At 41.7% G+C, this 13,180-nt stretch carries 7 protein-coding genes; 1 reads left to right on the top strand and 6 read right to left on the bottom strand.

Translation table 11 applies throughout. From position 1 onward, the window contains the following. Positions 1-108: 108 nt before the first annotated feature. The 5 genes from HMPREF0106_RS07615 to HMPREF0106_RS07635 all read right to left on the bottom strand — a co-directional run bounded on the left by HMPREF0106_RS07615 (position 109) and on the right by HMPREF0106_RS07635 (position 9,333). Positions 109-2,613, bottom strand: coding sequence for a zinc-dependent metalloprotease (locus tag HMPREF0106_RS07615; RefSeq protein ID WP_032851520.1), 2,505 nt, complete (start codon positions 2,611-2,613; stop codon positions 109-111). A gap of 19 nt (positions 2,614-2,632) precedes the next feature. Further along, complete coding sequence (locus HMPREF0106_RS07620; protein ID WP_009040545.1) at positions 2,633-4,060, bottom strand: RagB/SusD family nutrient uptake outer membrane protein; 1,428 nt, start codon at positions 4,058-4,060, stop codon at positions 2,633-2,635. A 20-nt stretch (positions 4,061-4,080) separates the two neighbouring features. Continuing rightward, a complete protein-coding gene (locus HMPREF0106_RS07625; RefSeq protein WP_009040544.1) occupies positions 4,081-7,677 on the bottom strand; it encodes a SusC/RagA family TonB-linked outer membrane protein in 3,597 nt (1,198 codons plus the stop codon). A gap of 19 nt (positions 7,678-7,696) precedes the next feature. Next, positions 7,697-8,764, bottom strand: coding sequence for a FecR family protein (locus tag HMPREF0106_RS07630; RefSeq protein WP_009040543.1), 1,068 nt, complete (start codon positions 8,762-8,764; stop codon positions 7,697-7,699). Between the two features lie 65 nt (positions 8,765-8,829). Further along, on the bottom strand, positions 8,830-9,333 hold the full coding sequence (locus HMPREF0106_RS07635) for an RNA polymerase sigma factor (protein WP_004300832.1): 504 nt from the start codon (positions 9,331-9,333) through the stop codon (positions 8,830-8,832). Between the two features lie 492 nt (positions 9,334-9,825). On the opposite strand from HMPREF0106_RS07635, the gene HMPREF0106_RS07640 reads away from it, so the two are divergent. Beyond that, positions 9,826-11,646, top strand: coding sequence for a PAS domain-containing sensor histidine kinase (locus tag HMPREF0106_RS07640; protein ID WP_083787922.1), 1,821 nt, complete (start codon positions 9,826-9,828; stop codon positions 11,644-11,646). Between the two features lie 35 nt (positions 11,647-11,681). On the opposite strand, the gene HMPREF0106_RS07645 is transcribed toward HMPREF0106_RS07640, so the two are convergent. Next, a complete protein-coding gene (locus HMPREF0106_RS07645) occupies positions 11,682-13,136 on the bottom strand; it encodes an ATP-binding cassette domain-containing protein (protein WP_008774775.1) in 1,455 nt (484 codons plus the stop codon). Positions 13,137-13,180: the final 44 nt, after the last annotated feature.

Raw genomic sequence — 13,180 nt, 5'->3', positions numbered from 1 at the left:
TTATCATTAGAGAAGAGTAAGTCTGTAAAAGTAAAAAGAGAGAGTTTATATATACAAGAAAATCTGTTCTACTTTTCTATTTTTTTCTATTCTTCGTTTTCCTCAAAGCTATTTATCAGAAGACCGCGTATCAGCATCTTTTCCATAATATCCTTCTTTTATTTTCTGAACGTTGCGCAGCAATACTGCATAATGCCGGTAATTGAGATCTCCCTCCTTAGAAGCAGCAAGTTGCTCTTTTACTGACTCTTCAATCTTATCTAAATGCTGTTCTACAAAAAGCTGAATATCAGAACGGCTGATTGCCAGATTTGCATTGGCACCATCTTTGCTACTAGGTTTAATCATTCCTTCGACAAACCCCAGATAAGTCCGGTGCAACTGACGGCGGAAATTATTCTCCAGTTCATTGGGATCATTCAACGGTTTCCATATTGCAGTAAATACATCGTTCAAATAATCATCGAGTGCATACGATTCCGAAGAACACAATGAGGTTGAGTAAATATTATACAACATTCCCGGTGCAAGTAGCAAAGCTACAACAGAGCTTTGGCGGTCACGAATCTCATCCACCGGTTTGACTCCGGTACGACTCACCACTTCATCAGGGTAGAGCCAGAGTGGAGCTACAAACAAATTGCGTCCCAACCATTCAACAGCTTCTTTCTGCAAACTGCGTGGCAGATAATCATGCACTTTGAGATCCGGCAAATTATTGGTATAGCGTCCTCCTATGTTCTTCTGCACTTGCAGGGTATACTTCAGATGTTGGGCACGAACCGAATTATAAATGGTGGTTAAGTCAGTGTACTCTCCGTCAGGCTGTGCTGTCCAGGTCAGTATGTTTTCCATCACTCTTTTCAGGTTCTTTATACCGTATTCATTGGCTTTCATATTATTGTCGCCCAAGTCCTCACTCTGGCTACGGGGATCAAATCCCTTTCCTTCATCACCAACAAACCACAAGCGATGATCTCCCCGCAGTTTTTTGGTTACTTCGGCACGTAATACGTCTTTTTCTTTATAAGGATCCTTAAATTCCGGACGATAGCGATATCCCCATTGGATAGCCCATTTGTCATAAACACCGATACGAGGGAACAATCCTTTTTCGGAAATCCGATCTTCCGGTTGGGCTACATAATTAAACCGCGCATAATCCATGATCGATACCGTATGACCATTGGCTTCTACCCAAGCTTTATCACGCAGTTTCTCTACCGGAGTAGCCGAACTGGCTGCCATATTGTGCCGTAAGCCGATACTATGCCCCACTTCATGTGAAGAGACAAACTGAATCAGACTGCCCATTAATTTGTCGTCAAAAGTCATCGTGCGTGCGCGCTTATCCAGTGGCCCGCACTGCACCATATACCACTTTTTGAGTAAGTTCATTACGTTGTGATACCAACAAATATGACTTTCCATAATTTCTCCACTACGCGGATCGACAATACGCGGACCGTAAGCATTCTCCGTTTCGGAGGGTAGATAACGTATCACACTATAACGCGCATCGTCCAAACTCATATTGGGATCGTTCGGCCATTCTTTAGCTATTATAGCGTTCTTGAATCCGGCAGCTTCAAATGCTGTATTCCAGTCTTCGACACCTGCTTTAAGATAAGGTATCCACTTCTTCGGTGTTGCCGGATCAATGTAGTAGATAATGGGATTTTTCGGTTCGGAGAGTTGTCCCCGACGGTAACGTTCCGGATCTTTCGGTTCCAACCGATAGCGCTGGATGATGGCTCCACGATCGGTAGTCTGCTGGTCGTCCGAAAATTCGGTCAACGAGTTTTGGAAAAATCCCACCCGGTCATCGGCAAACCGTGGCTGCATCGGTTCTTTGGGTAACATCACGATGCTTGTATTCAGTTTCACAGTCACCGAACCAGTCTGTGCAGCCGGTAGTCTACCAGCACTAATACTATAAGTACGCAAAGTCACTGCCTCCACGTTGATAGGATAGGTTTTTATCGTATCCATAAATGTGCGGTCCTGGGCTAAAGTACCAATGCCAAGAATGGAACGGTCGCTTGAGGTAAAGCCACACAATTTATTATCACCTAAAAAGAGTTTTGATACATCAATGAGCTGTGCCTGAGTCTCCGGATTTCTACCGATTACATCAAATTTATAGATTACAGGATCTACAGTCGATTGTTTCAATGCCTCGGCAATGTTATCACCCGGACGGGCAAACTGTGATTGCACATATTCGCGTAAAAAGAGAGTCTTATCATCATGCTGTTCCCAATAAACAACACTCCGGTTCACCTCTTCTCCGCTAAGCATTTTGAAACCCTGTGGCACTGCTTTAAACCGGGTCACAGCCAACAACAACCGTCCTAAAAGAGTATCCGGCACTTCAAAATACCAGTTATCTTTGATGTGGCGTACCGTAAACATACCCTCACATTCACTTCCTCCATCTTTCAACAGTTTTTCATAAGCCGTTACTTTCTTAACAGTGTCTTTCTTGACCGTATCTTCCTGTGCTACCAGTTTCTTCTTTCCACTTTCCAGAAGAGATATACCACTGGTACGAGCTCCCACACCTTGCAAGGACAGGAACGCCAACACAGCCATCATCAAAATCTTTCGCATAGTTTTCTCTTTATTTTTTTTATTCGTTAGTGTTCATTGTCAGGTTCGGATTTTTTTCACGGGCAGCCAACGGGAATGGAATGATATACAACCGTGAATCCGGCTTCAACGTATATGTCTTTTTCTCGACATCCGTAGATACCAGCGGGAAAGTACGGGTGATTGTCTTTGCGTAATCAGCTTCCGTATTGTATCGTTTCAAATCCCAGAAGCGACTAAATCCGGAGATTAACTCCTTACGGCGCTCATCAATGACTGCCTGCACCATCGCACGTTCGGTAGCAGGTTCCGGCAATACAGCTTCGGCTCTCTTGATTCGTTTTTCACGCAACTGATTCAATGTTTGGACAGCTCCCGGTATATCTTTCAGCCGTGCTTTCGCTTCTGCCAGAATCAGGTAAACTTCGGCAGTACGCATTCCCACAGACATAGGCTGAAACTTAGAATAAGTAATCGAAGTATTCCACAAAGCAGCTCCTGAACCTTCGTCAAAGTAGTATATACTGTTGTCACTCGTTTTAAAGAATTGGTTCAAACGTTCATCATTCTGCCCGAAAAGTTGTACCATCTCCGGGCTAAGCATACCATAACAAAAGGCCAAAACTTCAGTAGGACCACCCATATAAGCATAGTTCAGCACTTCCGGGTTACCGCCTTTGGCATAAGTAGTAACCTTAGTCGGACCTCCTTTAGCTCCCAAATCAATATAATCAATCAGGGTATTATTCAACTTCAATGATTCTTCGGCAGCTTCTTTCGCTTTTTTCCAATCTCGATGGAACAGATAAACACGGGCAGCCAACGCATATCCAAAAGCTTTTGACGGATGATATACATTCACCGGCTCTTCCTGTAAATAAGGAAGCGCTTCTTCTATATCCTTAATAATAAAATCGTATACTTGAGCAACCGTAGATTTGGTTGGAGTAGCCTCCAAATCATATTTATCAATGATAGCAACTCCACCGTCAGTGGCTGCAGTTTCCGGATTATATGCTTTCGCAAATGTATTTATCAGAATAAAGTGATCCCAGGCACGCATGATCTTTGCTTCCGCTTTTGCCAATTCCTTAACATCTTTATCACCCAGACTAGCATCAACCAATGAAATTACGATATTTGACCGTAGGATATATGTATAACAATTTTCATATAAATTGTTATCACTTAGCTCTTTCCGGTTAGCTGCCTCATTAAAAGTCATGTTAATACCATCCCATGAAATAAATTCATTACCTATGATATTCGATTCTTTCGACCAGACATTATCGCTCAACAAGGCAAAAGCTGCCGGATGGTAGGCCCGGTTGGGCAGGGCTATCAATTCATAATAAGTATCAGTAGAATCCACCGTTTTCTTGCCTGTAGGAGTAATATCCACATAGTTTTCACAGGCTGCAAAACCCAATATGAGAATAACTGGCAATATATAAAGTAATTTACGCATATCTTATATCTTTTAAATGGTTAGAAACTTGTTGATAATCCGATGGAGTAAGTCTTGGGAGAAGCGATGCCACGTGTACCGTCATTCATTCCATAGCTTTCCGGATCAATATCACTTCCTGCCTTACACCAGGTAAACAGATTATTTACCTGCACTTTCACTTTCAGAGAAGAGAGGCGGAGGTGTTGGCAAACCGTAAACGGTAAGTTATACCCTACACTCAAGCTACGCAATTTTACATAACCTGCATCTTTCACATTGATGTCACCGTATTGCCACCAATCTTGGAAAGTGCTGGCATAAGTTTTCACCTGTGCCGGTATATCGAGGTACATACGTACCTGTGCATTCGAATCATCCGCAGTCCAACGGTTGGCAATTCCTTTCAAGGTTTGAGTACCTAACTGGTCATCCATTTTTAATACACTGTTACGCAGCTTATTACCACCAGCATACACAAAGAATGCATTCAAATCAAAATTCTTATAGTTGAATCTTAACCCCACTGACCCGCTGAATTTCGGAGTCAGCGAACCAAGGTTCACCAAGTCATCAGTACCTTTGAGCGAAGAACCAGAAGTGATACTGGCTACCGTGCCGTCTTCATTAAATTTCACCAGATCATTTCCATCTTTATCCACTGCTACCGGATATCCATTCTCGATACGATGTATACGGTAAGCCCATAACGTATTATAACTAGTACCTTCCATAAAATAGTTCAGCGGACTCTTTATAAAGAGGCTCGCATTGTCGGATTCACTATGATCCACCTTCAACATTTTGTTCTTATTATGGTCAAAGTTAAAATCTACAGCGAAGTTCCAGTCTTTCTTACGTATGATATTGGCTGAAAGGGAAAGCTCTACACCACGATTACGCATCTCACCATTATTTACTACACGTGAGCCAGCTCCTAAAGTCGGATCCATATATCGGCGTACCAACAAATCAGATGAGTGACGATTATAATACTCCAGAGTACCACTTATCAGATTCTTGAAAAGACGGAAATCTAATCCTATATTGTAAGTAGCCGTTTTCTCCCAGCGAAGCTTCGGATTCGGCAGATCATCATCCTCGTAAGTCAGATAAGTCGTTTTGATGGGATTGCTCTGTGTTTTTTTCTTTACAACAAAATAGGTAGTCGAAGCTTGATCTACATTACCGTTAATACCGTACGTCATACGTAGTTTAAGGTAATCCAGCCAGGAAATCTCTTTCATGAATGATTCTTCCGACAGAATCCAAGACGCACCGACTGACCACAAAGGATGGCGCTGATTACGTATATCGAGCCCGAACAAATCGGCTTGATCCCAACGAATACTTCCGGAAAGATTATAACGTGACAGATAAGAGTATCCTGCATTTGCATAAAAAGACGCATAACGATGGCGTGACTCGTGCAAAGTAGCAGACAGCCCCGATAAAGTAATCGTTCTGTCAGAAAGAGCACTGGTTCCTACACCGTCACGATAGGCTTGCCAATTCATAAAATCAGAAGTTAATGTTTGCGGATCGTAGCCATACAACAATTGGCGGGCAGGTGTCGGAATCTTATTTTCACGAAATTCCAGACCGGCAATGGCAGTTACTGCATGGTCCTTCCAAGTTTTATCAAAGTCTATTTGGTTTCGTACCGTGTAACGCTTACTTTCAACTTCTGTCTGAGAAAAACGTCCCCCTTGCGGCAATTGTGCTTTTCCATTTGTATCAACCATACTGTTATGTAGCATACGCATTGCATAAGTATTTTCCGACTCAAATAGTTCACTCTTACCTTTATTCCATTCATATTGATACATGAAGTTGTATTTGAACATTTTCAGGAAACGAACCTGTAAACTTACAAACGGACGAATACTAACATCATGTGACTTTGTTATGCTTTCCTCCAATGCATCAAGTACATTGAAACCAAACGTTCTATAAGGTGAGACACCTTCAGCTTTTCTTACAACACTCCCATTATAGGAAGGATATGCACCTACATTCACATAAGGAGAAGTATAATGGTTACCGTCGGCATCCAATATCCGCTCATATCGTTGTTGCAGGGTATAGCTGGTATAACTGCTATTCGGAGTATGACTACGTCCCATACGTACGTCCACTCCGGCATTCAGATTCAACCAGTTTGTGACCGCATAATTCGATTTATAGTACAAAGAAATTTTATTGCTTTTACCGCTAATAACGCGCTGACTATCCTTTTCATAATTGAAAGAAAGGAAATGATTGCTATTTCCGGCTTTCTGTGATACAGTTACATTATAGCGCTGGGTTATAGCCGTACGCCAAGCATTATCACGATATTCCTTATAATAATCATTATTACGCCATTGTCCCAACGTAGCATTTACTTCACTACTGGTAATATCTCCATTGGCCTGATCCAGATAGAGTTGGAACAAGGGATTATAATAATTGTACTGAAAAGAAGATAAAAAATTCGCCGCACTTCCTTTTTCCGCTACATTAGCATCAAAAACAGCTGTTTGATAATCAATAATATCACTTGTTGAAGCTAAGTTCAAGCTCTTGAAACTTGGTTTGGTAGTGATAAACCAGTCTGCATTAATACTCACGTGCGCACCTTCTTTCTGAGCTTGTTTCGTGGTCACTACAATAACACCATTGGCTGCCAAAGCACCATAAATACTAGCAGCGGCAGCATCTTTCAAGACTGTGATACTTTCCACATTATAAGGATTTGTCTCGCTCAAGCTTAAATTGGTTGGCATATCGTCCACAACGATCAGCGGATTTGTTCCTACGTCATCCGAGAACGTACCTACTCCACGAAGAATAGGACTCATATCACCCGTATTCGGATTAATATTCATACGCAAACCTGCTATCTGCCCTTCCAGAGATGAGGCCAGGTCACTGTGCATTTGTCTGTTCAGTTGTTCGGAATCAACGAAACCGAAAGCTGCAGTAGAACGTTCACGGCTAATACGCTGATAGCCCGTCACCACAACATCCCCCAATTGTTGCTTGTCCTCATGCATTATCACCCGGACATTGTTACGGTCTTTAACAGAAACCTTTTCCGACTGCATACCGACGAAAGACACTTCCAATGTATGTACATCCACCGGAACTTTACAAATAAAGTTTCCCTCTGCATCTGCAATAGCACCAAAAGGACTATTGAGCACTTTGATATTTGCTCCCGGCAAAGGATTACCACCCTCATCCACTACCTGTCCCCCAACATTTCTGAACTTACCTGAAGCAGTTGTCGAGGTAGCTTTCACTTTACGGACAGTGATGAAATTTTGTTTCACATCATACTCAAAAGGCTTTCCTTCCAGAATCTTCTGAAGTGCTGCAAAAGGAGCCATCTGATATATACTCACAGTTACACGATAGGGTGCAACGTCTTCACTGGGAAAATTCACCTTATAACCAGATACATTGCTGAACTGTTTCAAGGCCGAACCGAGCGGTTCGTTTTTCATCTCTAAAGAAATCTGCCTGTTTTCTGCATTCTGCGCCCATCCTTGCAAGGCTGTTGCTGTAAACACCAGCAATAGAAAGGCAGTTCTCATCCACACAAGCTTTTTTTTAGTTCTTTTTTCTAATAATGTAATTTGTTGCTTTTTCATAAGAGTTGTATTTGTATAGTTAAATCTGCTTGATTGTAATGGTCCCGTCCTGATAGTCCACCTGCACTTTCTCCAACTTATTCAACAGTTCCAATGCTTCATCCAAATGGGTATTTTTATTAGCCCAGAAGTTCAACCTGATATGGTACAGTTCGCACCGCTCAAAATCGATATTCACATTATACCATCTTCCCAAAGCACCCATGATTTCTTCCAACGGCACATCCTCAAAGTAGAACATTCCCTCTGTCCAAGCTGTATATGTAGCGATATTCACTTCTGATACTTTTTCCTCTCCGGTTTCCGTATAGGTCAAATCCTGTCCCGGACGTAATGTTACCGACTTATTGTTAACTGTGTTTGTGACCTGCACCTTACCATTCACCAAAGTTACATGACGATCTTCAACACTATAGGAACGCACGTTGAATTTAGTTCCCAGCACCATGGTATTCATGCCATTAGCACATACAATAAACGGATGTTCGGCATCTTTTGCCACTTCAAAGCAAGCCTCCCCTTCTAGTTCCACACGTCGTTCTTTTCCATGAAATGCCACAGGGTAGCGCAAACGACTTTCAGCATTGAGCCATACCTTAGTCCCATCAGCCAGTACCAGCAGAAAATCTTTTCCACGTGGTGTAGTCAAAGTCTGACAGCATACAGTGTCTGCCGAGACAGTTTTCCAGTCTTTCACATCCATCACACTGTCTGTCAATAACTGCTGTTCACTACGACCATCCATTTGTAGGACCACATGTTCATCATTGTTGTTCGCAGCAAAAAAACGTATCGGCTGTTCTGCAGGTAAAGAAGTGGAAGGAAGCAAAGAAGGAATCAGAAAAGCCAGTATCAAGACAGCTGCAGCAGAAGAAGCAATTGCCAAGATACGCATTTTCTTTCTGTACTTGCGTTTCCGTTGCAGATTCTCACGTATCACAGCTTCCTTACAAGCCATTAATTCCAAGAAAAGTTCTTTATTTTCAGGTATACCTATCCACTGAAGAAATTCATCAGTTTCTCTTAATTGTGGATGTTGTATGGCACGAAGTGCATAATCTAATTTTTTATCTGAATGGTCTATCATAGTGTCAATAGTTTCATTAAACACGTAAAGGTTACTGAAACTGATGACACCCCGATAGGATTTTTTTAAAAAAAGATGGTTAATTGTTTTCGGAGTATCTTTAAAGCTCTGGCAATGTGCGTTCTAACGGTATTATCACTAATACGTAACTTTTCACTGATTTCCGCACATTTCTTTTCATTTAAGAAGAATTCTTCCACTACGGTTCGCATTTGTGGAGCCATCTGGCGAATACTCTCCTGCATCCGGTTTATCTTGTCTTCATACTCACGGTATTCTTTCACAGTCCAGCCACTGTAAAGTTCTTCCAGATATCTTTCCGCATTTTTATGCACCACGTTCTGATGACGTATTTGGTCAATACAACGATTTCGCACCATGACGAAGAATAACGGCAGCAGATCCTCTTCCGTTGTCAACCGTTCGTTGCTCTCAAGCACCGAACAAAAGACATCGTTCACCACATCTTTTGCGCTTTCCTCATCATTCAGCAGATTATATGCATGAATATAGAGTTTTTGCCAATGTTCCCTGTATATAACAGTTATAGCATTTTGACTATTATTCATGTATTTATAGTTACTTTTTGCGTTTCATAGAGCGCAAAGATAACCAATTGGAGCAAAAAACACTCTATTTATTAAAAAAGATTATAATTCATATAAATACATTTGTTGTTATAGACATATTCTATTCCCATCGTCTGACTCTTAATATTTTGACACTATGTTTCTCTCCAGAAAGATACGATTCACAACTATATCCAGCCGTTTCCATTCATCTGGACATTGATTTAATCTTCGCTTTATCTTTACGCGTACAGAATGCTTCGATTACTTTTTTTACACGAAGATAATTTATTGATACTCTGCTCATATATGCCCATTTTCTTTGTAATACATACTTTCCTTGTGATACAATCATACTATCTTTTACTTTTTTAAGGTGGAATTCAACAAAAATGATTATTTTTACGAGCAAATTATTGTCTAACTACCTGATAATACAGACATACCTTGAAAATAAACGAACAAAACGAAAGCGAATTCCTACAAAAGCTTATGAACAAAGCGAATATAGGATGGTGGGAAGCTGACTTGAAAGCAGAGACTTACAAGTGTTCGGAACTTATCTCCCAACTACTCGGAATAGGAGAAGACGGGCTCATCAGTTTCGAAGATTTCAACAAGCGTATTCTAAAAGAAGATCAGGGATACGCAACTTTTCCATCTTTTGACAAAGTACAACAGACTGTAGAAGAAATATACTTGTTTGATACTCCCAAAGGTCATGTATGGATTCGTAGCAAGGCATGCTTCCAGGAAACAGACGAAAATGGTAACACCAAAGTATATGGAATTGCCGAAACCCAAGAGGGAATTCATATAGCATCTGCACACCAGGCTCTACAAAATAGCGAGCGGATCCTTCATAATATATATAAGAATCTTCCGGTAGGCATCGAATTATATGATAAGGACGGTCAAATGGTCGACCTGAATAAAAAAGATATGGAAATGTTCCGTATTTCCAATAAAGAAGATATTTTGGGAGTCAACATTTTCGAGAATCCTATATTGCCGGAAGAGATAAAACAGAAAATAAAAGACAATGAGAACGCAGATTTTACATTCCGGTATGACTTTTCCAAAATCAACAAATATTATCAGCCTAACAGTACAACCGGTTTCATTGACTTAACAACCAAAGTCACCACTCTATACGATCACAATCACGAACCTATCAACTACCTCTTAATTAATGTAGACAAGACCGAAGATACAATTGCTTATAATAAGATTCAGGAATTCGAGAGTTTTTTCGACCTGGTAGGAGATTATGCCAAAGTAGGTTACGCGCACTTCGATGCTTTGAGTCGGGATGGGTATGCTTTGAGAAGCTGGTACAGGAATGTAGGTGAAGAAGAGGGTACCCCATTGCCGGAAATCATCGGCATTCATTCCCATTTCCATCCAGAAGATCGAGCTGTGATGATCGACTTCCTGGATAAAGTGATAAAAGGAGAAAGTTCCAAGCTATCCCGCGATGTCCGGATTCGCAGAGCAGATGAAAATTACACTTGGACACGGGTTAACGTATTAGTAAGGAATTACCAGCCCCAGGACAATATCATCGAAATGCTGTGTATCAACTTTGATATTACCGAACTGAAAGAGACAGAGCGGATGCTGATTGGCGCCAAAGAGAAAGCTGAAGAAGCCGACCGGCTAAAATCTGCTTTTCTTGCGAATATGAGTCATGAGATACGTACCCCGCTCAATGCGATAGTAGGCTTTTCCAGTTTGCTTGAGGAAGCGGAGGATGCAGAAGAAAAACATCTGTATGCAACGATTATTGAAGAAAACAACAAGCTCTTGTTACAACTGATCTCGGATATTCTTGACTTGTCAAAGATTGAGGCAGGGACTTTCGACATTATCCCAGAACAAGTGGATGCACAACAACTTTGCAACGAACTGCTACAATCTATGCAGGTAAGGGCTACAGAGCAAGTAGAGATTCTCTTAGCACCGGAACTGCCCGAGCTTACTTTTACCAGCGACAAAAACAGGTTGTATCAGGTATTGCTGAATTTTGTAACGAATGCTCTGAAATTTACTTCCGAGGGCAGTATTGTTATTGATTACCGAATCAACGGAAATGAAGTCAGATTCTCGGTTCAAGATACGGGAATGGGCATCGAACCGGAAAAGCAGGAAGCTATCTTTACCCGATTCGTGAAATTGAATAATTTTATTGCCGGCACAGGGCTGGGACTCCCTATCTGTCAAAGTATCGTCACACAGTTAGGCGGCAAAATCGGAGTGGAATCAGAACCGGGGAAAGGTTCTTGTTTCTGGTTTACGCATCCGATTAACTAAAATCTAAATTCAAAATAAATATCAGAAAACAATGTTTACCGGTTTCTCTTTAAGAAAATACGATCTGTTATAGTGTTGGGAAGTTCCGATTCATAATGTGTCACCATAATCATCGTCTTATCTTTGCGTCGGCAGAAAGCCTCAATCACTTTCTTTACCCGTCGACGATTATAAGTATCCAAGCCATGAAGCGGTTCATCCAGAATCAGCAGTTCCGGGTCTTTGACGAAAGCTCTTGCCAACAAGGACAAACGTTGTTCTCCACTGGATAGTTGCAGGAATGGTTTATCTTTCAAATCTGCAATGCCAAATATATCCATCCACCACTCACAGATAGCCATCTGTTCCGGTTGAGGACGTTTATACAGACCGATACTGTCATGCAAACCACTGGCTACAATCTCAATAGCGGGCAGATTTTTAAGATAAGCACGGTGCATCTCCGGACTTACGTAACCAATATGTTTCTTGATTTCCCAAATACTTTCTCCCGTCCCTCTTTTCCGTCCGAAGAGACTGATGTCACAGGCATACGATTGCGGATTGTCTGCACAGACAAGGCTCAACAGAGTCGATTTCCCAGCACCGTTCTCACCACTCAACGCCCACTTCTCACCACGACGGACTGTCCAGTCCAGTTCTTTCAGAATAGTTCGGTCGCCATAACGGATACTGACCTTATTAAGTTTTACTACTTCCTCCGAATCGTAATTGTTGCCATCAGATGGCAAATCTATAATCCGTTGCTGCAAATCATCCAAAGAGGTAACCACATCTCTACTGCGGAAAGCTTCCAGATAGGCTTCACGTTCCATTTTAGGAAAGACCTCCATTTTGTCCACAGGAATGACATGAGTGATGAATGAAGGTATATCATCGAGCATGGAAAGTACCAGAATGATCTGTACGGACGACATTTTTGTCAGACGTTCGAGCAAAGAAAACAACAGTTCACGCGTAGGAGCATCCAGTCCGATAAACGGATTATCCATAATCAACACGCGGGGAGCAGTCAACAGGGTTTTGGTTAGCTGGAATTTACGTAATTCACCGCTGGAAAGGAGAATAATTTTCTTGTCGAGCAACGGTTCGATACGGAAGAGTTCAAACAGTTCGCGTTGTAGTTGCTCGTCCTTGATTTCTCCCAACATCTCACGAACATCAGGAGCTTCATCCTGATCGTGAGCATTCCAACGCTGCTGGTAGTAGTAATTGGCATCGGCAGCTCCATAGGTATCACGGAAAGCAATGTATTTCACATTATCATAAAGAGTCTGGGTGGCAGAGGGGGAAAAATCATATTGTACGGTTCCTTCACGCAATGGATATTTTCCGATCAGGGTATCTACAAAAAGACTTTTACCGCCACCATTGGGACCTACAATAGCTATGTGTTCATTCGCTCCGATAGTTGCCGTGATGGGTTTGGCTAAACGCACAAGCGGGTTGCGTGCTACGCCCCCCGCCATGCAGAATGTATTTTGGTTCATATTCTTTTATTCTGTTTTATTATTGCCCGCAAAGGTAACAATTT

Origin of the sequence: Bacteroides sp. D22, assembly GCF_000163675.1 — a bacterium.
Classification (GTDB): domain Bacteria; phylum Bacteroidota; class Bacteroidia; order Bacteroidales; family Bacteroidaceae; genus Bacteroides; species Bacteroides xylanisolvens.
Note: the sequence above shows the minus strand (reverse complement) of the source record. Positions and strands in the feature narration are given on the sequence as shown.